Here is a 24,866-nt window from a genome sequence, read left to right on the forward strand (position 1 = left end):
TTGTCTGCGTGTAGGTGGAGGGCTGCTACGGTCGCGGCCAGAAGCGCTTCTCGGTGTCGACGTTGTTGCCCCAGTTCTGGACGTCGACCCAGACGTTGACGCCGTCGCGCCCCTTCCAGCAGGAGAGCTGCTGCGACCCGCTTCCGCCGGAGAAGTTGATGCGGTGCACATAGGCGGTTCCGATGAGCCCGGTGTCATTCCAGCAGCTGACGTTGCGTGTGCCGAGTCCGCCGGCGTTCTCCCAGTGCACGACGAACTTGCGGCAACCATTCACGCAGCCGTTGCCGGCCGCATCACCCTGGGTGACCCAGATCTTCGGCTGCGGCGGCGCATTCGTCGTCGCGCGGTACGTCGGCGACTCGGCAGCCCCGCCCTCCGTGGCCTCCACCCGCACCTTGATGGTGTGGGTCTGGTCGTACCCGTTCCCCTGGTCGACCGAGCCCGAGAGCGCCGATCGTCTCTGCCAGCCACCGCCGTTGATGCTGGTGTACACGGTGATCGGGCGGCCGTTCGCGGAGTTGTTGGCGTTCCAGCTCAAGCGCACCGACGTGCCGAGGTTCTGGGCGTTCCCGCTCGGGGCGTGCGGCGCACCGAACGGGATCACCTTGTTCGACGTCCCCGCTGGACCGGGGCTGGACTGCTGTCCGCCGACCACGGAGAAGGCGCGCACCTGCACGGTGTAATCCGTGCCGTTGCGCGCGGCGATGTCCGACGAACCGTTCCAGTTCGTCCACCCACCGCCGGTGATCAGGTATTGGTAGCGGAGCTCCTCCTGCTTCGCCCCGTTCCAGGCCGACTGGGGCATGTCGAACTCGACGTGAACAGCGTTGTCTTTCGGCGTCGCTCGCACGTTCGTCGGCGCCCCTGGCTGCCCGAAGGCGCGCTGCGGCACGGACTGCGGGCTCGTCTCGCCCCATCCGGCCTTGTTCCTCGCCCGCACCGCATAGGTGTAGTCCGTCGAGTTCGTCGGCACGGGCACCGTCTGCGAGGTCTGCCCGCCGGGGATCTGGGCGATCGTCTTGAAGACCGATCCGCCGCGGAACACCGTGAGCTCATACTCCGCGATGGCGTCGCCGTTGATGAACGCCGGATCCCAGGACACGGTCATCTGCGCCTCGCTGCCGACGGCGGGCGCACTGCTCACACGCGGGGCGGGCACGCTTCCGGGGGGACCCGCGGGGATCTCGGGCGCCGAATAGGCGCTCCACTCCGAGGGATCCGGTGCCTTGTTGTGCGCGCGGACGCGGACGGTGTAGCTGGTGCCGTTCTCCAGCCCCTCCCAGACCAGCGAGTTGCCCGTCACACCGGTCTTCTGGCCGATACCGGACGGCGGGATCGGCGAGATCTCGAGCGTGTACGTCTCTACCGGTGAGCCGCTCGACGGCGGCGTCGCCCAGGACACGTTCAGCGACTTGTCTCCGAAGACCAGGCTGGGCGGCACAGGGGTGTCCGGACGGGTGTCAGGGCGCGCGGGCGCGGATGCCGGCGACGCCGGGCCCTCGCCGACGCGGTTGTGCGCGGTCACCTGGAAGGTGTACTCGACGTTGTTCGTGAGGTTGTCCAGGGTGCATGTCGTCGACGCGCACGTCTTCGTGTACGGCTGGCCCGAGACCGACTTCACGGTGTACTCCGTGATCTCCGCACCGTTGTTGGACGGCGACGACCAGGCCAGCACGACGGTGCGGTCCTCGACCGCCGACACCGTCGGAGTGCCCGGAGCATCCGGCACACCCTGCACGGTGACGGTCACGCGTCCGTCGACCTCCCGGTCGCGGTCCTTCGTCGCGTCCTGGATGCGGTAGCGCACGACCATCACGCCGACGAACTTCCCGTCGGGAGTGATGTCGACCTCATCGCCCACGACCTTGGCCGCTCCGGATCCGCTCTCCACCTGGGCCGAGAGGAGCTTGAGGGGCTCGCCGTCGGCCTCGAACGGGTTGATGTCGTTCTGCAGCACCGGCACCCGTATCGTCTCGCCCTGGTCGGCCTCATCGATGGTGTCGGGGCTCGCGACCGGCATAGCGCGCGTGGAGGCGGTGACCACGATCTCCACGGCGCCTTCGACGGGTTCGGTCGTGCCGTCGGTGATCTCGAGGCCGACGCTCACGACGGTGCCCTTCGGGGTGTTCGCGTCGGCCTCGGCGAGCAGCTGGTCGCCGTCGATCCGGGCCGAGACCCCCTCACCGGGTCCATCGGTGATCGTGAAGCGCAGCTTGTCGGCGTCGTCGGGATCCGGGTCGGTCGTGAGCGCGGCCAGGTCGAGCGTCGTGGCCTTCTCGCCCGGGGCGACCTGCATGCTGCCGTTGACGAACGTCGGCGGCTGATTGTCGGGCGGCAGCACGGTGATGGGGATCATCAGCACCGCCTTGCGCCCTTCGGGGTCGTCGGGACCGGTGCCGTCGGTGACCTCGAACGTCAGTGCGTCGTCGCCGAAGTAGTTCTCCTCGGAGGTGTAGACCAGCGTGGTCTCATCCTTGATCAGTGAGTCGCCGTTCGAGTGCACTGCGCTCACCTTCGCCGCCTCGGTGAGACGGACGTCGCCTCCGCCGGCCACGGTGACGTACTCGGAGAGCGGGATCTCCTTGGTCTCGCCGCTCTTCACCTCCAGCGGCTTCGTGGAGGTGAGCGTCGGGCGCAGCTCGCTGAGGGCGGGCACGAAGATGAACGCCGAGGCAACCTTGTCGTCCTGATCCGTCACGGTGTAGCGGATCAGCTGGCGTTCCTCGCCGACCGTCACGCGCGCCTTGCCGCCTTCGAGCAGGCGCGCCCCGGGCTCGGCCTCGACGGTCAGCCCCTCGACGGTGCCGTCCGGGTCCTCGTCGTTGCGCAGGATGTCGATGTCGACGGTCAGCCCGTCCTTCACATCCGCCACCTGCACGCGGTCGTCGCGTGCGATGGGCGTCATGAGCGGCACATCCTCATCCACGGTCACGGAGATCGGCGCGGTCGCTTCGGCCCCCTTCGCGTCGCGGATCACGTACTGCAGCGAGGTCTCCAGCTCACGGTCGGGCACGTCGATGATGACGCGATCGCCCGACACCTCGGCGGACAGCCCCGCCACGTCGGACCACGTCAGCCCGTCCGTGACGATCCCGATGCGGTCGCCCTCGGGGTCGGAGTCGTTGACGACCACCGGCACGGCGACGGAGCGGCCGGGGCGCACGATCACCGCATCGCGCACGGCGTACGGCGCCTGGTTCATCGCCTCCGGAGGCGCGATGCCGACGCGGATCGTCGCGGTGCCCTCCTGGCCGAGCCGATCGCGCACGCGGTAACTGAAGGTGTCGACACCGGCGGAACCCTTGAAGGCCTCATAGGTCAGGAAGTCCGACCCGACGTCCGAGATCCGCCCCTTCGACGGGCCCGTGTCGATTCCGATCAGCTCGACCGAGTCGCCGTCGGCGTCCAGACCGTCGAGCGGGATGGGGATGTTGGCGCTCGACCCGGCCAGGGCGCGCGCGGTGAGATCACGGGGGCGCGGCGCGGCGTTCTTCTCCTCGTCGATGGGGAGGATCTGCACCGTCACCAATCCGCCGGCCTTCTGCCCCATGGAGTCCACGGCCTCGTAGGTGAGGTACACGGTCTGCGGCTTCGCGCCCGCGCGGAAGCGGACCTTGTCCTGCGAGACGAACGCCTCACCCGCCTCGGGGTCTGCCGGCGGCTCGACCAGATCGGGCGCGACGTGCAGCGTGTCCCCGCTGGGATGCGCGTCGTTGTCGAGGACGGGGATGGTCACCACGTCTCCCGCGCGGACCGTCACCTCGTCGTCGTTCGCGACCGGCGGCAGCAGCTTGGTCGGCGCGGGGATGGGGATCACGATCACGTCGCCCTCGGCCGATTTCGAGCCGTTCGAGATGCGGTAGCTGATGCGCACCTGTTCGTCCAGCGCGCCTTCGTCGCTGATGCGCAGGGTCTCGTGATTCAGCACCGACACGGCGATGCCGCTCTGCGGCGGCACGGTGACCGACTGGACCACGAGCACGCCGCCCGAGGGATCGGTGTCATTGCCGAGCACGCCGACGAGGGCCTCGCTCCCCTTCGGCAGCAGCGCGACGTCGCGCACGGCGACCGGAGGCAGCTCGCTCTGCAGGGCGTCCAGCACGTCGACGCGCACGAGTCCCTTCGCCGGCTTCGGACCCGCCGTCGCGAGATACTGCACGTAGTACGTGCCGGCGGTGCCCGACTTGAACGTGAACTGCTTGTTCGGGTAGTCGGGCACGATGATCGCACCCGGTGTCTCCTCCACCCGGGCCAGACGCAGCTGTTCCTGGCCGGAGCTGGTGTCGTTGGTCAGCGGCGCGACGGTGACCGTCTCACCGACGCGCGTGACCACGTGATCGGCGTTGGTGAGGGGGTTGGTCGTGCCCGACGGCTTCACGTCCAGCAGGATCGTGCCGTTCGAGACCTCGCCGAGCGCGTCGGCGATCGTGATCTCGACGTTCTTGCGGCCTTGAAGGCTCGCGACAGCCTTGTACGTGATCTGCCCGTCTGTGGTGAACTCGACTTCGTCGCCCGGTGCCGCGACGACCGACTTGAGATAGACGTCATCACCTTCCGGGTCGATCCAGTCGGGAAGCACGTTGTACGAGACCGTGCCACCGCTCTCGACGGAGAGCTTGGTCGTGCGCTTCGGCCTCGGTGCCGAGTTGGTGTCCCAGTCATACACCGTCGCCGTGACGACGGCGGTGTCCTTGCCGCCGCGTCCGTCGTCCACCTCGTACTCGAACGTCGCCCTCCCCTCGCCGTCCTCCGGGACGTCGATCTGCAGCGCGGCGCCGTTGAACACCGGCTGGACCTCGCCGATCTGCGGTTGCTTGCCGGCGAGCACGGCGGCGAGAACATCGCCGTCGGGATCGTTGTCATTGTCGAGGACCGGAAGCAGGGTGCTGCCACCCGGCCGCACGCCGAGTTCGTCGTCCTCCGCCGTGGGCGGGGTGTTCTCCTCCGTGCGCTCGGGAAGCGAGGTCTCCACCGTCTCCTGGGTGGTGTCCTCTTCGTCCTCGGTCTCGCCCTCCGGCGGCACCAGCACGCTCCAGTCGTCGACGCGCTGCAGGCTCTTGTTCGCCAGCCAGGCGGCGCCACCGATGACGTCGTTCAGCACGATGATGTCGCGGTTGACGCGGAAGGTGACCTGGGCGCTGTTCTCGGCGCCGGGGATGTCGCTCTTCACATCGAGCGAGTCACCCGCGCAGTCGCGCACGAACTGCGCCGAGACGGCCCACGCACCGTAAGTGCAGCCGCGCAGCTGCACCGGCTGTGCGGGGTTGCCCTCGCCGTCGACCTCGGTGACGACGGGCTCGCTGCCGTCGATCGGCACGCGGTACAGGCTGGTCGGAGTGGCCAGGATCACGGCCTCGGATGCCGCAGAGGCCTGCTGCAGCACCGCATCGTCGCCGACCGGAACCTCGGTGCGGAAGCCCCCGGGGGTCGCCACGACGCCCGAAGCGGGATCGAGCACGACCGGCGTCGTTCCGACGGCGGTGATGGTCGGGTCGGCGGAGAGGTCGATCTCACCGAGCTTCGACTCGGTCGGCTCGAGTGGCAGCCCCTCGGCATCCGTCGGGATGGTGACCACCTCGCCCCGCTCGCCCGAGAGCGCATACACCGTGCCGTCGCGCCCCACGGTGACGTCGGCGCCGTCGCCGAGCTCGGCGACGGGGTCTGCGGCCTTGATGTCGAACCCGGCGAGACCCTTCGCCGACGTCACCCACAGCTCACCGGAGTTGCGATTCAGCACGGCCGTGGTCAACCCGCCGAGCGCCACCTTCGCCTCGGCGGGAACGGCCGCGCTGTCGGTCAGCGCGACGCGCGCGGGATCGATGGCGGTGACCGTGTCGCTGCCGTCGTCGACGAGCAGCACCGTGTTCTCGTCCTGCAGCACGTCGTAAGCGTCGCTGGCGGTGCGCAGTCCGCCGTCGATCACTGCGGACTCGTGGTTGAAGTGCCCCACCAGAAGACTGGATGCGTTGGTGAGCCACACGCCGGCGTCGTTGAGGTCGACCTTGGTCGTGGGAAACCCGTCGTATGCGACCGCCATGGTGGTGATCGTCATCGCACCGATGGCTACGCCGGCGGCGGATGCGAGGGTCTTCGGACGCGATCGCACCCACGTCAGCGCCTTCATTTCGCGTTTCCCCCCTGGGCGGTTCCGAACGGAACCTCGTATCGAACAACAGCCGCGACACGCAGCGACGCTCCATCATAACGAGAGCGCCCGCCGCGGTGCCCATGGGGACGGCTCCCCATGGGCACCGGCACGTCACTGCCAGTTGGTCGGAGCCGACAGACCCCATCCTTCGATGTAGAGCTGCATGTTGTAATCTCCGCCGGAGTTTCCACCGGTCCAGCACGATGCCTGTATCCGCCCCGCGGCCGGCACGTTCAGCCTGTTCCACGAACCGAACTGGCCGCCATTGGCGTAGCACGCGACCCGGTAGCTGCCGGCCGGGAAGTTGGCGACGTCGGCTGCCACGAAATAGCACGTGTCCCGACTGCATCCGCCGGTGTGGTCGTAGGCGAGCGCGCCCTGCACCGTCTGTGCACTCGGTTGTGGCGGATCGTTGGTGCGCGCGGAGTACACCGGCGATTCGGCGACCTGTCCCGCCTCGTCCGTGGCGCGCACCCTGATGCTGTGCGTCTGCTGGTACCCGTTGCCGACGGTCGTCGAACCACTGATCGCGACGGTCTGCCATCCGCCGTTGTCGATGCTGACCTGCGTGAGTGTGATCGCCCGGCCGTTGGCGGAGTTGCTGGCATCCCAGCCCACCCGCACCGTGGTGCCCAGGTTCGTCGCCGACCCTGTGGGCGCCCGCGGCGGGCCGTACGGCCTCACGTTGTTCGATGCGCCCGCGGCGCCGGGGCTGGACTGCTGCCCGCCGACCACGGAGTAGGCCCGCACGCGCACGACGTAGTCCGTGCCGTTGTTCGCGGCGATCTCCGAGCTGCCGTTCCAATCGGTCCAGCCGCTGCTGTTCAGCTGATACTGGTAGCGCATCTCGCTGTCGGTGGCGCCGTTCATCGACGGCTTCGTGAACGTCACCCGGATCCGGCTGTCCAGCGGGTCCGCCTTCACGTTCGTGGGCGCTCCCGGGGTGCCGAAGGCGCGCTGCGGCGCCGACTGGGGCCCCGGCGCGTTCCAGCCCGCCTTGTTCCTCGCCCGCACCGCGTAGGTGTAGTCCGTGGAGTTGGTCGGGACGGGAACGGTCCGCGAGGACTCGCTGCCGCTCACGGGGACGCGCTTGAACTCCGATCCGCCGCGGAAGACGATCAGCTCGTAATCCGAGATGGGGTCGCCGTTGGCGAAGGCCTCGTCCCAGTCGACGCTCATCTGCGCCTCGCTGCCGACCGACGGCACGCTGCTGACCCGCGGGGCCGGCACGACCCCGGGCTCACCCGCCGGGATCTCGGGTTGCGACGGACGGCTCCACTCGGACGGGTCGGGCGCCTTGTTGTGGGCGCGGACGCGCACGGTGTAGCTGGTTCCGTTCTCGAGACCCTCCCAGACGAGCGAGTTGCCGGTCACCCCGGCCTTCTGCCCGATGCCGGACGGCGGGATGGGCGAGATCTCCAGCGTGTACGAATCCACCGGCGAGCCACTCGACGGCGGCGTCGCCCACGACACGTCCAACGACGTGTCGCCGAACACCAGCGTCGGCGGAATCGGCGTATCGGGGCGGGTGTCCGGCCGCGCCGGAGCCGACGGCGGCGACGCCGGACCCTCACCGACCCGGTTGTGCGCGGTCACCTGGAACGTGTACTCGACGTTGTTCGTCAGCCCGTCGAGCGTGCACGTCGTCGACGCGCACGTCTTGGAATACGGCTGACCCGACACCGACTTCACCGTGTACTCGGTGATCTCCGCACCGTTGTTCGACGGCGACGACCACGCCAGCACGACCGTGCGGTCCTCGACCGTCGTGACGGCGGGCACGCCAGGAGCATCCGGCACCCCCTGTACGGTGACCGTGACACGACCGTCGACCTCGCGGTCGGGGTCCTTCGTCGCATCCTGGATGCGGTAGCGCACGACCATCACCCCGACGAACTTCGCACCCGAGGTGATCTCCACCTCGTCGCCGACCACCTTCGCGCCGCCTTCGCCGCTCTCCAGCGTGGCGGAGAGCACCTTCAGGGGCGTCCCCTCGTCGTCGAACGGGTTGATGTCGTTCTGCAGCACGGGCACGCGGATCGTCTTGCCCTGGTCGGCCTCGTCGATCGTGTCGGGGCTGGCGACGGGAGGTTTGCGAGTGGATGCCGTCACGGCGATCTCGACGTTGCCCTCGATGGGCTCCGTCGTGCCGTCTGTGATCTCGATACCGACGGAGACCGTGGTGCCCTTCGGTGTGTCCGACGCCGCTTCCGCGAAGATCCGGTCGCCGTCGATGCGTGCGGACACGCCTTCGCCGGGGGCGCTCTTGATCGAGAAGCGCAGCTTGTCGGCATCCTCCGGGTCGGGGTCGGTGGTCAGCGCGGCGAGATCGAGGGAGGTCGCCTCCTCGCCCGGGGCGACCTGCATCTGCCCGTTCACGAAGGCCGGCTGCTGGTTCTCGGGCGGCAGCACGGTGATGGGCAGAACCAGAGTGGCCTTGCGGCCCTCCGGGTCGGTGATGTCCTCACCGTCGGTGACCTCGAAGGTCAGCGCATCCTTGCCGAAGAATCCGTCCTTCGAGGTGTAGACGAGGGTCGTCTCGTCCTTGATGAGGCTGTCGCCGTTCGCGTTGACGGCGCTCACCTTGGCCGCCTCGGTGATGCGCACCTTCCCACCGCCGGCGACCGTGACGTACTCCGAGAGGGGCAGCTCCTTCGTCTCGCCGCTCTTCACCTCCAGCGGCTTCGTCGAAGTCAGCGTCGGGCGCAGTTCGCTGATCGCGGGGACGAAGATGAACGCCGAGGCCGTCCTGTCGTCCTGGTCGGTGACGGTGTAGCGGATCAGCTGGCGCTCCTCGCCCACGGTCAATCGGGCGTTGCCGTCTCCCAGCAGGCGCGCGCCCGCCTCGACGTCGACCTGAAGGCCTTCCACGGTGCCGTCGGGGTCCTCGTCGTTGCGCAGGATGTCGAGATCGACGCTCAGGCCGTCCTTCACGTCCTCGACCTGAACCCGGTCGTCTCGGGCCACCGGCGTCATCAGCGGCACCTCCTCGTCGACCGTCACCAGGATCGGCGCCGTCGCCTCGGCGCCCTTCGCATCGCGGACCGTGTACTGCAGGGATGTCTCCAGCTCGCGGTCGGGCACCTCGACGATGACCCGGTCACCCGACACCTCCGCCGACACCCCCTCCTCGCCGGAGAACTCCAGGCCATCGCCCGACACGAGTCCGATCCGATCGCCCTCGGGATCGGAGTCGTTGGCGAGCACCGGCACGGCCACCGAGCGGCCGGGGCGCACGATCACCGCGTCCTTCACGGCGTACGGAGCCTGGTTCATCGCCTCCGGCGGAGCGATGCCGACGCGGATCGTCGCCGTGCCCTCCTTACCGAGGCGGTCGCGCACGCGGTAGGTGAAAGCGTCGACGCCGGCGGATCCTGCGAACGCCTCGTACTCGAGGTAGTTCGTTCCCGTCCCGCTGATCTGGCCCTTCTTCGGCGCCGTGTCGATGCCGAGCAGCTCGACGGAGTCGCCGTCGGCGTCGATGCCGTCCAGCGGAACCGGGATGTTGACCTTGGCTCCGGCGAGGGCGCGCGCCGTGAGGTCGTGCGGGCGCGGCGCCGCGTTGGACTCCTCGTTGACCGGCAGGATCTGCACGGTCACGTGCCCACCCGCCTTCTGCCGCATCGAATCGACCGCCTCGTAGGTGAGGTACACCGTGCGCGCCTCCGGCCCGGCCCGGAAGCGCACGACGTCCTGCGAGACGAACGCCTCACCGTGCTCGGGGTCCACAAGCGGTTCGATGAGATCGGGTGCGACATGCAGCGCATCACCGTTCGGGTGCACGTCGTTGTCGAGCACCGGGATGGTGACCACGTCACCGGCGCGCACCACCACCTCGTCGTCGTTCGCAACCGGCGGCAACAGCTTCGTCGGTGCCGGAATCGGAACGACGATCACATCCCCCTCGGCCGACTTCGAGCCGTTCGAGATGCGGTAGCTGATGCGCACCTGCTCATCCAGTGCGCCCTCGTCGCTGATCCGCAGCGTCTCGTGATTCAGCACCGAGACCGCCACGCCGCTGTGCGGCGGCACGGTCACCGACTGGACGACGAGCACACCGCCCGACGGATCGGTGTCGTTGCCCAGCACACCGATCAGCGCCTCACTGCCCTTCGGCAGCAGCGCCACATCGCGCACCGCCACAGGCGGGAGGTCGGTCTCGCGTTCGGCGAGCACGTCGACGCGGACGATCCCCTTGGCCGGTTTCGGGCCGGCCGTGGCCAGGTACTGCACGTAGTAGGTGCCCGCCGCGCCGGCTTTGAAGGTGAACTGCTCGTTGGGGTAGTCGGGAACGATCGTGGCGCCAGGGGTCTCTTCCACACGCGCCAGACGCAGCTGCTCCCGACCGGAGCTGGTGTCGTTGGTCAACGGTGCCACCGTGACCGTCTCGTCGATGCGGGTGACGACGTGGTCGGCGTTCGTGAGCGGGTTCGTCGTGCCGGCCGGCTTCACATCCAACAGGATCGTGCCCGTGGAGATCTCGCCGAGAGCATCCGCCACCACCACCTCGATGTTCTTGCGGCCCTGCAGGCTCGCGATCGCCTTGTAGGTGATCTGCCCGTCGGTGGTGAACTCGACCTCATCACCCTGCGCGGCGACCACGCCGCGCAGGTACACGTCGTCGCCTTCCGGGTCTGTCCAGTCCGGCAGCACGTTGTACGACACCGTGCCGCCGGCCTCGACCGAGAGCTTCGTGGTGCGCTTCGGCCGGGGAGCGGTGTTGGTCTTCCAGTCGTACACGGTCGCCGTGACGACGGCGGCGTCCTTGCCCTCACGACCGTCATCGACCTCGTACTCGAAGGATGCCTTTCCCGTGGCGTCCTCGGGCACCATGATCTGCAGAGCACCACCGTTCAGAATGGGCTGCACATCGCCGACCGACGGCTGCGCGCCGCTGAGGGAGGCGACGAGCACGTCTCCGTCGGAGTCGTTGTCATTGTCGAGCACGGACAGCAGCGTCGTGCCGCCCGGTCGCACGCCGAAGTCGTCGTCCTCGGCGATGGGAGGCGTGTTCTCCTCCTTACGCTCCGGCAGCGAGGTCTCCACCGTCTCCTGCGTGGTGTCCTCCTCGTCTTCGGTCTCCCCCTCCGGCGGGACCAGCACGCTCCAGTCGTCGACGCGCTGCAGGCTCTTGTTCGCCAGCCACGCCGCACCGCCGATGATGTCGTTCAGCACGACGACGTCGCGGTTGACGCGGAAGGTCACCTCGGCGGTCTGCTCGGCGCCGGGGATCTCGGCATCGACGTCCATCGATTCGCCGGAGCAGTCGCGCACGAATCGGGCCGAGATTGCCCACGCGGCGTAGGTGCAGCCACGCAGGTACACGGGCGCGGCCGCGTTCCCCTCTCCCGCGACCTCGGTGATGTTCGGCTCGGAACCGTCGAAGGGCACGCGGATGAGCTCGGCGGGGGTCGCCAGTGCGACGGCATCCGCGGCATCCGACGCCTGCTGCAGCACGGCGTCGTCCGCCGGGGCGACGACGTCGGTGCGGAATCCGTCGGGTGTCGCGAGCACGCCGGCCGCGGCGTCCAGCACCACTGGGGTGCTGCCGACGGCCGTGATGGACGGCGCGGCCGTCAGGTCGATCTCGCCGACCGACGCGATCGTCGGCTCGAGCGGCTGACCCTCGGCGTCTGCGGGAATCGTCACCACTTCGCCGCGCTCGCCCGACAGCGCGTAGACCGTGCCGTCGCGCCCCACGGTGACGTCGGACCCGTCGCCGAGCTGCACGAGCGGATCGGCAGCCTTGAAATCGAAGCCCGAAAGCCCCTTCGCCGACACGACCCACAGGTCGCCGGCCTTTCGATCGAGGATCGCCGTCGTGAGATGCCCCAGCGCCACTTTCGCGTCGGCCGGGAGGGGAGCGCTGTCGGTGAGCGCCACCCGGGCGGGATCGACAGCAGTGATGGTGTCGTTGCCGTCGTCGACGACCACCACGGTCCCCTCGTCCTGCAGCACGTCGTAGTCGTCGCTCGTGGTGCGCAGCCCGCCGTCGATCACGGTGGATTCGTGGTTGAAGTGCCCCACCAGCAGGCTCGTCGTCTTCGTCAGCCACACGCCCGCGTCGTGCAGGTCGACTTTGGTCGTCGGGAAGCCGTCGTACGCGACGGCCATCGTCGTCAGAGTCAGCGCGCCGATCGCCACCCCCGCGGCGGACGCCAGTGCTTTCGGACGCGCGCGCAGTCGACTCAGCGCTTTCATGCCGATTTCCCCCCTGGTCACGGCGACACGCACGTGACGCTTCATCCTAACCAGCCGGGCGCGCGGGATCCCAGCACGGCGGCGGGGAGAACTTCCTCTGCTCAGGCGGCCCGCCAGCATCCCTCGACGTGGTCGTCGACCATGCCCGCCGACTGCATGAGCGCATACATGGTCGTGGGCCCGACGAAGCGGAAGCCCCGCCGGCGCAGCGCCTTGCTCAGTGCCGTGGAATCCTCGGTGACCGCCGGGATGTCGGACAGGACCCGCGGGCGGGGGCGGACGGATGCCGCGGGTGCGAACGACCACATCAGCGCGTCGAGCTCGCCGTCCGCCATGTCCCGCACGAGCGCCGCGTTGGAGATGGTCGCCTCGATCTTGGCCCGATTGCGGATGATCCCGGCGTCGGACATGAGCCTTTCCACGTCATCCGGGCCATACGCGGCGACCGCGGCCGGCTCGAATGCCGAGAAGACCTCGCGGAACCGGGGCCGCTTGCGCAGGATGGTGATCCAGCTGAGCCCGGCCTGGAATCCCTCGAGCGCCATCTTCTCGAAGAGCGGCCTGTCGCCGTGCAGCGGCCGGCCCCACTCCTCGTCGTGGTAGCGGCGGTACTCCGCATCGTCACCGACCCAGGCGCAGCGTGAAAGGGAGTCGGGGCCGGTGAGCAGCGCAGTCATGCGTTCACGCTATCCGCCCCTGCCGACGTCGGCTCTGGGCGTCAGCGCCGCTTCGCCGCCGCCTTCAGCGACTTCTCCGAGACGGGCGCCCGGCCGGATGCCGTCAGCTCGGCGTAGTACGCGCGTGCCTCGTCCTGCCGCTGCTGCTCGGCGCCGCTCGCGATGGGTGCGCGCACGTGCTCGGGTGCGAAGCCGAACGCGTCGACGAGCTCGAGCGCATGCGGGCGCAGGCGAGCACACAGTCGGCCGATGTAGCTCGACACGGCGGCGGCGCGCTGCGTCGAGAGGCGTCCGTTGATCAGATGCCAGGCCAGGTGCTTCTCGACGAGGGTGAGCCCGAACAGGTCGCGCAGCCAGGTCAGCACCTGCTTCGTGCCGGGATCGTCGATCGCGCGCACCGCATCGGTGAACGCCTCCCACTGCAGCAGCTCGCCGTGCGCGCGGGCTGCCTCGATGAGGTCCGCCTGATTCTCGTTGAACAGCCTCTCGGCGCGCACCCTGTCCTTGCCGGCGGGGCGGAGCCGGCCGGCGATGTCGGCGACCATCTGCTGCACGCGTTCGGTGAGCAGCTGGTGCTGCTGCTCTTCGCGCAGTCCGAGTTCCACCGAGCGGGCGGTCGAGCCCCGGTCGGCGACGGCCTGGCCGAGGGCGCGCAGACCCGCACCGTGGAACACCTTGCCAGCCGTCTGGCCGACGGCGTACCGGGCGAGCGCCGCGGCATCCGCGCCCTTGAACTGCCGGGCGTAGTCGGTGAGCAGGCGCTTGCCGACCAGTTGCAGCAGCACGTTGTTGTCACCCTCGAAAGTGACATAGACGTCGAGGTCCTGACGCAGGCCCACGAGACGGTTCTCGAACATGAAGCCGGCGCCACCGCACGCCTCGCGCGCTTCCTGCAGCGTGTCGAGCGCGTGCCAGGTCGAGAGCGGCTTGAGCGCGGCGGCCAGGGTCTCGAGGTCCTCGCGATCGTCGGGGGTGTCGGTGCGACCGGAGAACACGGCGTCGAACTTCTGCAGGAACTCGTCGTGCGCGAAGATCTGCGCGTACGTGGTCGCCAGCCGCGGCAGCAGCCGTCGCTGGTGCTTGCCGTAGTCGAGCAGCACCGTCTCCTCGCCGTCGGCACCGTCGAACTGACGACGCTGGGTCGCGTAGGTGACCGCGATGTGCAGGCCGAGCGCCGACGCCCACGACGATGCGCCGTCGAGGGAGACACGCCCCTGCACCAGGGTGCCGAGCATGGTGAAGAAGCGGCGGCCGGGGCTGTCGATCGGGCTCGTGTACGTGCCGTCGGCGGCCACGTCGCCGTACTTGTTGAGCAGGTTGGTGCGCGGGATGCGCACGTGATCGAACGAGAGCCGGCCGTTGTCGATGCCGTTCAGCCCGCCCTTGAGCCCGTCGTCCTCGCGCCCGATGCCCGGCAGGTCTTCGCCGTCGTCGCCGCGCAGCGGCACGTAGAAACAGTGCACGCCGTGGTTGACGCCGTTCGTGATCAGCTGCGCGAAGACCGTGGCCGCGATTCCGTGCAGCGCCGCGTTGCCGAGGTACTCCTTTGTCGCACCCCGGAAGGGGGTGTGGATGACGAACTCCTCGGTCTCGGGGTCGTAGGTGGCCGTCGTGCCCACGGCCGCGACGTCCGAGCCGTGGCCGATCTCGGTCATGGCGAAGGCGCCGGGGATGGAGAGGTCCATGACGCCGGGCAGCCACTTCTCGTGGTGCTCCTCGGTGCCCAGCTGCAGGATGGCTGAGCCGAACAGTCCCCACTGCACGCCCGACTTGATCTGCAGGCTCGGGTCCGCGGCGACGAGCTCTTCGAAGCCGGCGATGTTGGCGCCGTTGTTCTCCTCGCCGCCGAACCTCTTCGGGAACGCGCGGTGCACGGCGCCGTTCTCGACGAGCAGGTGCAGCTGGGTGAGCACGCGCTCGCGGTGCTCGTCCTTGCCGAGGGCGTCATCGCGCCAGAACGCCGGGTCTTTGATCATCTCGCGGGCCTCGCGGCGCGTCTGCGCCCAGGTGCCGAGCAGCAGGTCATTGACCCGTGCGACATCGATACGCGGCGCGCTCTCGGCGGCGGCAGTGGGGCGGACGGCAGCGTCGACCATGGCGATTCCTCTCAGGAAGGAGCGTGGATGCCTCAATGGTAGGTCTGTGACAATCCTCGGCGAACTCCGCTGTGGGAATAGCCCAATCGAGGGCGGCCCTGCTGCTCGGCCCGATTGTCGCCACCCCACAGCCCACGCCCCAGCCCGCGGGGAGCTCTTCGCACCTCTGCGCGCCGCCCGGCGCACGCGGGAAGCTCCTCGCGCGCGAGTCGGTGCGTCAGCCGGCGTGGTCCTCGGCGTCGACGTCCTTTCCGGTCGGATCCCAGGCGATGACGAGCAGCGAGATCAGCCCGGCGAGCGGCGCGAGGGCCACGATCCAGAACACGCCCGTCGACAGCGACGTCGCGAGCACGGGGAAGAACACCAGCGACACGATCGAGAAGACCCGCTTCACCGCCTCGTTGAAGCCCACCCCGACGCCACGCAGCCTCGTCGGGTACGACAGCGTCGCGTAGCTCATAAGATTCGCGCCCGGGCCGCCGGCCTGAGCGAACACGAAGGCGGCGAGCATCGCGATGGAGATGATCACGAGAGCCCCGGTGGGGATGCCGACGATCGCGAGGATGAGCAGGGATGCCGCCTGGATCGCGAAGCCGATGATGGTCATGCGGCGGGCTCCGACCCGGTTGATCAGCCCGACGCCGAGGAGGCCGCCGGCGGCACCGAAGCCGAGATTGATCACCAGTGCCGACAGGATCGTCACGAGCGGGCCCTGCTGGAAGAGCATCGCGATGATCAACGGGGTGCCGTAGGCGACGGCGTTGTACCCGAAGGTGGAGAACACCGAGACGCACAGCGCCGCGATGGTGCGCAGGCGGTACCGTGCCGCGAACAACTCGCCGTACTGGCGCCAGTGACCGGTGCGGGCCTTGGTGGTGCGCGTCGTGTCGGCATCCGCCGCCAGCTCGACGTCGAGTCCGTGGTGCGATCGCATCACGTCGACCGCGCCGCGGAGGTCGCCCTGGTCGGCGAGCCACTGCGGCGACTCGGCCATGTACTTGCGGCGCACGAGCAGCACGATGATGGCCGGAACCGCACCGAAGCCGACGACGACGCGCCACAGGATGCCGTGCTGAGCCACCGGCAGCAGCAGGAAGACGGCGAGCACGAGCAGGTAGCCGAATCCGGTGGCGATGTACCAGGCGGGCGACCAGGCGTTCACGCGCTGCGAGCGGCTGCCGGAGCCGCGCAGCTTCGAGAACTCCGCAAGAAACGCCATCGCGACGGGCAGGTCGAGGCCTACGCCGACCCCCATCAGGAATCGGAAGAAGATGAGCACCCACTCGTTCGGCGCCAGGGCACAGCCGATCGCGGCGACGACGAAGAAGGCCATGTCGGCCATGAACAGCTTGTAGCGCCCGAACCGGTCGACCAGCATGCCGCCGAAAATCGCACCGATGACGGAGCCCACCATGATCGCCGCGTTGACGAAGCCGGTCATCAGCGGATCGAGGCCGAACTCCTCCTTGACGGCCGTGATGCCGAACGCCAGCGACGAGAAGTCGTAGGCGTCCATGAAGATGCCGCCGAGGGCGAGCACGATGATCGCCTTGGTCTTGGTGCCCTGCGATCCCTTCTCGGCGAGCAGGGCGTGCACGTCACGGGCGGTGCGGATGAGCGCGGGCGCTGCGGTCTTCTGATCGAGGCTCATGAGGGCCAACGCTATGACCTGTCATGACATCCTGTGACATCGAGTTGTCATGCGGCGTCATGAACGCCGGGTTTCGTCACGCGGTCCGCGCCGCGTCAGCGCGCACGGAACCGCCGTCCCGCAGCTGACGCTGCAGGACGGCGGTCTGTCGTCCGTCGGGTGTCGGTACGGTCAGACGCGGCGAGCGCGGATCACACGCACCGCGGCGAGAGCGCCGCCTGCGGCGAGGAGTCCGAGCGCCGACCACAGGGCCGCGAGCGGGACACCGCCGCCGGTGGTCGCCAGGCTCTCGTCACCGCTGTCCGGTGCCGTGGCCGGTTCCTCGGGGGCAGCGGTCACGGCGAACGCCGTCGTCAGCTCGACATCTCCGCAGGTCGCGGTCACCTCGTAGTCGCCTACGAATGCGGCATCCTGTCCGCTGCCCGAGAAGACTGCGGTCGCAGTGCCTGTCTCGTCGGCGACGGCGTCGACGACGATCGGCTCCACATCCTGGCCGCTCAGCGGGGTCGCGGTGAAACGCACATCCTCACCTGCACGGCAGAACGCGATCGTCGCCTCGATGCCACCGTCTTCGGCGGTGAAGTCGTCGGCGCGGATGCTGTCCGCGCTGAGCTCCAGCTGAGCCGGGATGCGGGTGACCTCGATCTCGACGACGTTCTCGCCGCGAAGCCCGCGGCTGTCGGCGATGGAGTAGGTCGCTGTGCTGATCCCGTCGAAGCCGGGGACGGCGACGAACTCGATCTCACCCGAATCGGGGTCGACGGTGTAGGTGCCCTCATCGGGGATCGTCAGCTCGGTGACCAGCTCACCCTCCGACCCGACCAGACGCACGGAGGCGGGGTCGATGGTCGCACCGTCGCGCGCTTCGGCTCCGTCGAGGGGGTCGACGGTCACCGGGTCGGTCGCCTCGGTCGAGGTGCGCAGCGGGTCGCCGACCGGAGGACGGGCGACGAGAAGGTCGAGGCCGGCCTCGGCGGCGTTCCCGTCGGTGTCCTCGACGAGCCAGGTCACCGGCGGCGCCTCGCCGCCCGGGAAGTCAGGGTCCGGCGTGAAGACGACGGTGGAGCCGACGACCTCGTAGGTTCCGGCGTCTGTGGTGAGCACCTTCACCGGATCGCCGTCGCCGTCGCGCAGGCTCAGCGTGCCCCAGTCGGGGTCCACCAGGTCGGTGACGACCTGTCCGGTCAGATCGACGGTCGTGGGTTCGTTCGGCAGGACCGTGCGCTCGACGCCGCTGGCGGCGGGGTCGCAGAGCACGTCGTAGGTCGCGTGGAAGTCACGGAACTCCCAGGCCTTCGGACCGTTGTGATACGTCTCGATCGAGATGAGGAAGTCGATGTCGCCGTTCTGGATCGCGGCCAGCGGCACCTCGCCGGTGAGCTCGATCGGCACGACGGTGCCCACGGGCGTCGAGGTTCCGCTGCGGCCGAACGACTGGCTGTCGGCCTGCACCCCGGCGTTGAACAGATACGCGTTGCCGAGGGTCCACACACCGGGGGTCGGGCCGAGGTTCTCGATCTCTGCGGTGGCATGGATCCGGACCGTGTCGGCCACGCACTGCGGTGCGGGAATCGGGTCGACCGTGCCCATCACCTGCGGCAGAAGGTGATCCCCGTTGCGGATGAAATATCCCCACGGGTTGGTCTGGTCCTCCGCGGCTGCGGGTGTCTGCCAGCTGTTGCCGTCCCACAGGTCCTGCGGGTTGCCGAGGTCGACCGGCGATCCGTCCACGGCTGTGTCGGTCATGATCGGAATAGGGCCGTAGCCGTCGTTCCATTCCGGCCCGTATCCCTCGAAACGGTGCCCGGCGTTCAGCTGATGGGTGATCTCGAGATCACCGGTTTCGAGATTGTCGGCTGCCTGCGCCGCGGGAGCGGTCAGAACGCTTCCCAAGGCCATCGCACCGATGGCCGCTGCGGCCCCGATGCGGATACGCGATCCACTCCGTCGATCGGTCATGCTGATGATTCCTCCCCTTCCAGGCGCGCGGGAACGCGCTCCCCCGGAGCGCGTAGACGGGCCGCAACGCACAGCTGGCACTCAGCTTAGGTGCAGCTGGAGGACACGCGCGGCACGGGGAGCGTCATTTCACCCCGGGATTCACCCCGCGATCCGCGCGGCCGGTGCCGCGGTCAGGTCCGCGGCACCGACTTTGTGGACAGCATCCAACTACACTGGCCGGGTGACGGCGAAGTACCGGACTGAGGCGATCAACGGCCGCGGGGATCGAAGCCGCATACCCGGCGGACTGGACGTGGCGGTCGCTTCGCCCCTGAAGGCGGATGCCGATCCGTCGGCGACGAACCCCGAGCAGCTGCTGGCGCTGGCTTGGGCGACATGCCGGAACGGCACCGCTCAGGTGCTGGTGGCCGAGCGGCGTCGCACGGCCGTGCGGGTGGAGGTCGAGCTCCATCCGTCCGAGCCCGGTCCCGGTTATGAGTTCCACGTCGACGCGTATCTCTCGGCGGAGGGCCTGTCGGGTGCCGACGCCCAGGACCTGCTCGAGCGCGCACACGCCCGCTGCCCCGTGTCGAAGCTGATCCGCGAGGCCGCCACCGTCGGCGTGCACACCGAGGAGTACGCGGCAGCCTGACACGTCAGTGAGCGGCGATCACCTCGAGAACCGCCTCGCCGTACGCGTCGCGCTTCTTCTCGCCGATGCCGCTGATGCCGCCGAGCTCACCCACGGTTCCCGGACGACGCTCGGCGAGGGCGCGCAGCGTCGCGTCGCCGAACACGATGTAGGCGGGTACGCCCTGATCGCGAGCGGCCCCGGCCCGCCAGACGCGCAGCGCCTCGAACAGCGCGCGGTCGCCCTCGGGCAGAGCGTCCGCCGCGGACGCCTTGCGGGCGCGAGTGGCCGTGGTGCGGCCCATGGTGTCGCGGCGCAGCGGCACCGGCGTCTCTCCGCGCAGCACCCCCGTGGCGGCATCGCCCGGTGCGAGGGTGCCGTATTCCCCTTGAGCGACGAGGATGCCGCGGGCGAGCAGCTGACGAACGACGCTGCGCCAGTCCTGCTCGGATAGGTCGGCGCCGATGCCGTACGTGGCGACCCGTTCGTGACCCATCTTGCGGATCCGATCCGTCGACGCGCCGCGCAGGATGTCGATCAGATGCCCGGCGCCGAACGCCTGATTGCGCTCGCGCTTGAGGCGCACGATCGTCGACAGCAGCTTCTGTGCGGGGACGAGGCCGTCGTAGGTGTCGGGGGCCTCCAGGCAGGTGTCGCAGTTGCCGCACGGCGCCGATTCCTGCCCGAAGTACCCGAGCAGGTTCTGCCGGCGGCAGGCCACCGTCTCGCACAGCGCGAGCATGGCATCGAGGTGCTGGCCCATGCGCATCTTGAAGGTGCGATCACCCGGGCTCTGGTCGATCAGCCGGCGCTGCTGCACGACATCGCCGAGCCCGTATGCCATCCAGGCGACGGATGGCTCGCCGTCACGGCCGGCGCGGCCGGTCTCCTGGTAGTACCCCTCCACCGATTTGGGCAGGTCGATGTGGGCGACGAAGCGGACGTCCGGCTTGTCGATGCCCATCCCGAAGGCGATCGTGGCGACCATGACGACGCCGTCCTCGCGCAGGAACCGCGCCTGGTTGGCGGCGCGCACCTCGGCGGGAAGCCCCGCATGGTACGGCAGCGCATCGAGGCCTTTGGATGCCAGGTGCTCGGCGGTCTGCTCGACCGACTTGCGGCTCAGGGCGTACACGATGCCCGCGGCGCCTTCGGGCTGAGAGCGGATGAACTCGACGAGCTGCCGGCGAGGGTCGACCTTGGGCACGATCCGGTACTGGATGTTCGGGCGGTCGAAGCTCGCCACGAAGTGCTGCGCGGCGGGCAGCTGCAGCCGCTCGGTGAGTTCCTTGTGCGTGGCCCTCGTCGCGGTGGCGGTGAGCGCCATGCGCGGCACACCGGGGAAGCGCTCGGCGAGATCGCCCAGCGCCAGGTAGTCGGGGCGGAAGTCGTGTCCCCACTGCGACACGCAGTGCGCCTCGTCGATCGCGATCACGCTCAGCGTGCCGCGCTGCAGCAGGCGCGTGGTCTGCGCCGACGACAGCCGCTCGGGGGCGACGTAGATGAGGTCGAGTTCGCCGGCGATGTAGGCGCTCTCCACCGCACGGCGCTCATCGGGAGACTGCGTGGAGTTGAGATAGGCGGCGCGCACGCCGTTGGCGCGCAGCGCGTCGACCTGGTCGTGCATGAGGGCGATCAGCGGGCTGATCACCAGTCCCGTCCCCTCGCGCACCAGCGCGGGCACCTGATACGTGACGGATTTGCCGCCGCCGGTGGGCATCAGCACGACGGCATCCCCGCCGCCGATCACATGCTCGACGATCGCGGACTGATCGCCGCGGAACGCGTCGTAGCCGAACACCGTGCGCAGCGCATCGATCGCGGTCTGGTAGCGCGACGGCGCGGACTGCGAAAGCGCGGGCTGCGAGGGCGCGGCCGCCGTCACCGGCCCTGATCCCCAGTCGAGCGGAGGCTCCCAGCCGTCGGCCGGCGGCACCCAGTCCATCTCCTCGGGCTCACCCCACGGCTCGTCCGGGTAGGGCAGATCCTCATACGGGTCGGTCGGGGACTGCGGCATCCCTCCAGCGTAACCATCGCCGCCGACCTCGGATCCGGCCATCCACAGGCCCTGATCGTCGGAAGAGCACGTAGGTTGGGGGCAACCGAAGGAGGAGCAATGCCCGACATCACCGTCACCCGCAACGATGAGACCTCGCGGTACGAGATCCATTCGGACGGCACTCTCGCCGGTTACAGCGAGTTCGAGCGGCGGCCCGGCGAGATCCGATTCCTGCACACCGAGATCGACCATGCGTTCCAGGGCAAGGGGCTCGCGACTCGTCTCGCCTCCGAGGCCCTGGCGAATGCCGCGGCATCCGGCGACGCCATCGCCACGTACTGCACCTTCATCTCCGCATACCTCGACGAGCACCCCCTGGACGGCGTCGAGATCCGCCGCCCGAACCAGGGTTGAGCGCGGGCACGAGAAGGGGCCGGATGCTGATCAGCATCCGGCCCCGTTCCGTGCATCGACTACGGCGCGTCGACCGAGACGATCGTCCGCACATCGGAGTCGCCGTACTGCACGACGCCGAGATAGGTCGAGCCGGCATCGAGACCCGACCACGACAAGTCGTACGAGACGGCCTCACCGCGGGTGGTCTGCAGCGGGTTCGGGGTCGCGGTCAGCGAACCCTGATCGGCACCGGTGACCACGTTGGCGTAGGTCATGTCCCACGTCATCGGGTTCGGCGCCGAGTACATGTTCGCCACGACGACGTAGGTGCCCGCGGTGGGCGCGGCGATCGTCACCCGCTCATCGGCCGATGCCGTCGCCGACTGCCAGCTCTCGTAGTAGCGCAGGTCGGTGGGCGACACCACGCGGTAGACGGTCAGATCGAGATCGCTGCCCTCATCGTCGGACGAGTCGAGGTCGAAGCGCGACAGCGTCGTGCCCTCTGGCACGTCCACGATCCACGTGACGTCCTTGTTCTCGTCGCCCGAGTTCTCGTCACCGGAGTGACCATCGACGGGGTTGGCCTCGTCGACCAGCATCGTCATCGGCGTGAGACCGTGCAGGTTCAGCGGCAGCTCACCGTCGACGCCCGGAACGATCTCGATCGTCTCGGACCCGTCGGCACCCGTCGCCGTGACCTCGGCCGGCGCGTCCGCGGTGACGGGGAAGACCGCCAGCGGCGAGCGCACGTCACCGCTGGCACCCTTCCAGGTCAGCAGGCCGGTCGTCCACTCCTCGACCGGGGCGGTGGCGTTGTCGAACGTGACCGTGAAGCTCTTCGACTCACCCGCCTTCGAGAAGCGGAGCGTGGAAGGCTCGACCGTCACGTCCACGCCGGGCAGGTTCACCTCGGCGGTGTAGCTGCCCGCTGCCGTCGCGGTGACGGTGCGGGTGACGGTCTGCGCGCTGGCCAGCGATCCGATTCCGATCGACGCGCCGTTCAGGTCGCTGCCGTCGATCGGCTCGATGCCGTCGAACTGCGCCAGCCCGGTGCCCTCGATGTACGCCGCCCACTCGGCGGGGCCCGCCAGATACAGCAGCCCAGGCTCGAAGTACCGGGTCGGGTCGACCTGGCCGGCACCCTGGGCGAACGGGTCGGTGTTCTTCGACCCGTCGGCGTTCACGGTGTCGTACGCGGTGGTCATCATCGCCGACTTGATCTCCGCCGGCGACGCGGTCGGGTGCTCACCGAGGTAGAGCGCCGCGAGTCCCGCCACGTGCGGGGCCGCCATCGACGTGCCGGAGAGGATGCCGAAGGTGGGCGCGTCCTTGGGTCCGTTGTTCGTCGCGGCCAGGATCGCCACCCCGGGGGCGGCCACGTCCGGCTTGATGACGTCGGAGCCGTTGGCGTTCATCGGTCCGCGGCTCGAGAACCCGGCGATCTGCGGCACCGGTGTCGTCTCGCCCGTGACGTTCTCGCCGATCAGCGTCACCGGACGGTCCGTGCCGCCCTGCACGTAGGAGAGCACGGCCGCACGGTGCGCGGCTGCCAGGTGCACGGTCGGCACCGAGTGGAAGTCGTTGTCGAGCGAGTCGGCGGCGCCGGGGACGTTCACGAGGATCATCCCGATGCCGCCGGCCTCCTTCACCACCTGCGACTTCTCGGCCCTGGCGTTCTCACCGCGATCGCAGACCACGATGTGGCCGGTCACCTTCGCCGCATCGAGCGATCCTGGCAGGCACAGCGCGGCGTTCTCACCGGCTGCCGCGTCACCGGCGTAGATCGACGGCCCGGTGACCTCCTCACCGAACGGCACGCTCACCGAGGCACCCGCCTCCTCGAAGCCGGGGAAGCGCACGGTGCCCTCCCATGTCGGGATCGTGGATGCGGCCACCGTGGTGTACCAGGGCGACGCGTGGTCGGCCGTCACCGGGTCGGGACCGGCGTTGCCGGCGCTGACCGAGACGAAGATCCCGGCGGCGGCCGCGTTGAAGAACGCGATGTCGTCGGGCTCGAGCACGCTGGTCGCGGCCCCGCCGCCGATCGAGTAGTTGATCACGTCGACGCCGTCGGCGACGGCCGCGTCGATGGCGGCCACCAGGTCGCTCAGGGCGCAGATGTCATCATCGGTGACGGCCGGGTCCGGGCCCTCGTAGCAGGCCTTGTACGCGGCGACCTTGGCGGCCGGCGCGACGCCCGACACCGTTCCGAAGTCGACGTCGGAGATCGACGCGTCGACGCCGAAGTTGCCCGCCGCGGTGCTCGCGGTGTGCGAGCCGTGACCGGCGCCGTCGCGCGGCGACAGATAGTCGTCCTGGAAGTCGAATCCTGCGGCCGCAGCACCCGTGGAGAAGTACTGCCCGCCGACGAGCTTGGTGGAGTAGTCGTGCTTGTCCCAGCCCTGACCCGAGACGATCGGACTCCGGAAGGTGCCGCCGTCGGCCTTGTCGTAGTACACGTAGGTGCCGTCGGTGTAGGGCTCGCCCTGCGACTTCTTGTGCTTCTGCTTCTTCAGCTTCTCACCGTCGAAGGACGGGTGCTCGGGCGCGATGCCCGTGTCGACCACGCCGACGACGATGCCCTCACCCGCGGTGTCGACGCCGCCGGTCTGCTCCCACACGCCTCCGGCACCCGTGGCGTCATCGCCCAGTCCCAGGAATTCCGTCGACGTCTGCGCCTGCGGGTGACGGATGGTGTCGGGGAACACGCCCAGAACGTCCTTCGACGCGCGCAGCGTGTCGACCTGGGCTGCGCTCAGTTCGGCGCTGAAGCCGTTCAGCGTGACCTGGTACTCCGTATCGGGCGTGACGCCGGCCTTCTTCGCCAGCTTGCGCTGCTCGTTCTTCAGGTGCGCGCGGTACTTCTGCGAGGTCGCGGAGTTCGCGTCGAGCTGCTTGCCCTTCTGCGGCTTGGTCGCTCTGAGGCCGTCGACGTCGCCGTCGTAGGTGGCGAGCGGATCGCCCTTCAGCACCACGATGTAGTGCCCCGGCGTGCCCTCGACCGGAGTGGGAGTCGTCACCCCCTCGGCGGCGAATCCTGCTGTTGCTGTCGATCCGATGAACAACGCGGCCAGGGATACGGCCGCTGTCACTCTGAGGGGTGGTCGTCTCATGAGGTACTCCTGT

At 69.1% G+C, this 24,866-nt stretch carries 10 protein-coding genes; 2 read left to right on the forward strand and 8 right to left on the reverse strand.

Annotated features, from left to right (window positions below; genetic code table 11):
• Positions 1 to 25 precede the first annotated feature (25 nt).
• The 6 genes from ACFWH5_RS03555 to ACFWH5_RS03580 all read right to left on the reverse strand — a co-directional run bounded on the left by ACFWH5_RS03555 (position 26) and on the right by ACFWH5_RS03580 (position 18,732).
• Positions 26 to 6,052 (reverse strand): Ig-like domain-containing protein, encoded by a 6,027-nt coding sequence (locus ACFWH5_RS03555; protein WP_378831840.1) that lies wholly within the window; start codon positions 6,050 to 6,052, stop codon positions 26 to 28.
• Positions 6,053 to 6,259: 207 nt separating this feature from the next.
• Positions 6,260 to 12,349, reverse strand: coding sequence for an Ig-like domain-containing protein (locus tag ACFWH5_RS03560; RefSeq protein ID WP_378831843.1), 6,090 nt, complete (start codon positions 12,347 to 12,349; stop codon positions 6,260 to 6,262).
• 101 nt (positions 12,350 to 12,450) lie between these two features.
• Positions 12,451 to 13,026 (reverse strand): DNA-3-methyladenine glycosylase I, encoded by a 576-nt coding sequence (locus tag ACFWH5_RS03565; RefSeq protein WP_378831845.1) that lies wholly within the window; start codon positions 13,024 to 13,026, stop codon positions 12,451 to 12,453.
• A gap of 41 nt (positions 13,027 to 13,067) precedes the next feature.
• Positions 13,068 to 15,122, reverse strand: a complete 2,055-nt coding sequence (locus ACFWH5_RS03570) for an acyl-CoA dehydrogenase (protein WP_378831847.1) — start codon at positions 15,120 to 15,122, stop codon at positions 13,068 to 13,070.
• 217 nt (positions 15,123 to 15,339) lie between these two features.
• A complete protein-coding gene (locus ACFWH5_RS03575; protein ID WP_378831850.1) occupies positions 15,340 to 16,773 on the reverse strand; it encodes an MFS transporter in 1,434 nt (477 codons plus the stop codon).
• Positions 16,774 to 16,944: 171 nt separating this feature from the next.
• Positions 16,945 to 18,732 carry an Ig-like domain-containing protein gene (locus tag ACFWH5_RS03580; protein WP_378831852.1) on the reverse strand — a complete coding sequence of 596 codons (1,788 nt, stop codon included), beginning with the start codon at positions 18,730 to 18,732 and terminating at the stop codon, positions 16,945 to 16,947.
• 223 nt (positions 18,733 to 18,955) lie between these two features.
• On the opposite strand from ACFWH5_RS03580, the gene ACFWH5_RS03585 reads away from it, so the two are divergent.
• Positions 18,956 to 19,366 (forward strand): OsmC family protein, encoded by a 411-nt coding sequence (locus ACFWH5_RS03585; protein WP_378831855.1) that lies wholly within the window; start codon positions 18,956 to 18,958, stop codon positions 19,364 to 19,366.
• A gap of 4 nt (positions 19,367 to 19,370) precedes the next feature.
• Here ACFWH5_RS03585 and recQ read toward each other — a convergent pair whose 3' ends face one another.
• The gene (recQ, locus tag ACFWH5_RS03590) at positions 19,371 to 21,362 is read right to left on the reverse strand and encodes a DNA helicase RecQ (protein WP_378831858.1); all 1,992 of its coding nucleotides are present in this window, start codon (positions 21,360 to 21,362) and stop codon (positions 19,371 to 19,373) included.
• A gap of 99 nt (positions 21,363 to 21,461) precedes the next feature.
• Between recQ and ACFWH5_RS03595 the strand changes: the two genes are divergently transcribed.
• The gene (locus ACFWH5_RS03595) at positions 21,462 to 21,758 is read left to right on the forward strand and encodes a GNAT family N-acetyltransferase (protein ID WP_378831860.1); all 297 of its coding nucleotides are present in this window, start codon (positions 21,462 to 21,464) and stop codon (positions 21,756 to 21,758) included.
• Between the two features lie 59 nt (positions 21,759 to 21,817).
• Here ACFWH5_RS03595 and ACFWH5_RS03600 read toward each other — a convergent pair whose 3' ends face one another.
• Positions 21,818 to 24,853 carry a S8 family serine peptidase gene (locus tag ACFWH5_RS03600; protein ID WP_378831861.1) on the reverse strand — a complete coding sequence of 1,012 codons (3,036 nt, stop codon included), beginning with the start codon at positions 24,851 to 24,853 and terminating at the stop codon, positions 21,818 to 21,820.
• Positions 24,854 to 24,866 lie beyond the last annotated feature (13 nt).

It is taken from the genome of Microbacterium sp. NPDC058345 (genome assembly GCF_042723855.1).
GTDB lineage: Bacteria > Actinomycetota > Actinomycetes > Actinomycetales > Microbacteriaceae > Microbacterium.

Coding starts and splice junctions, on each gene's coding strand:
- ACFWH5_RS03555 (WP_378831840.1), bottom strand. CDS start 6,052: ATGACGATCACCACCATGGCGGTCGCATACGACGGGTTTCCCACGACC.
- ACFWH5_RS03560 (WP_378831843.1), bottom strand. CDS start 12,349: ATGAAAGCGCTGAGTCGACTGCGCGCGCGTCCGAAAGCACTGGCGTCC.
- ACFWH5_RS03565 (WP_378831845.1), bottom strand. CDS start 13,026: ATGACTGCGCTGCTCACCGGCCCCGACTCCCTTTCACGCTGCGCCTGG.
- ACFWH5_RS03570 (WP_378831847.1), bottom strand. CDS start 15,122: ATGGTCGACGCTGCCGTCCGCCCCACTGCCGCCGCCGAGAGCGCGCCG.
- ACFWH5_RS03575 (WP_378831850.1), bottom strand. CDS start 16,773: ATGAGCCTCGATCAGAAGACCGCAGCGCCCGCGCTCATCCGCACCGCC.
- ACFWH5_RS03580 (WP_378831852.1), bottom strand. CDS start 18,732: ATGACCGATCGACGGAGTGGATCGCGTATCCGCATCGGGGCCGCAGCG.
- recQ (WP_378831858.1), bottom strand. CDS start 21,362: ATGCCGCAGTCCCCGACCGACCCGTATGAGGATCTGCCCTACCCGGAC.
- ACFWH5_RS03595 (WP_378831860.1), top strand. CDS start 21,462: ATGCCCGACATCACCGTCACCCGCAACGATGAGACCTCGCGGTACGAG.
- ACFWH5_RS03600 (WP_378831861.1), bottom strand. CDS start 24,853: ATGAGACGACCACCCCTCAGAGTGACAGCGGCCGTATCCCTGGCCGCG.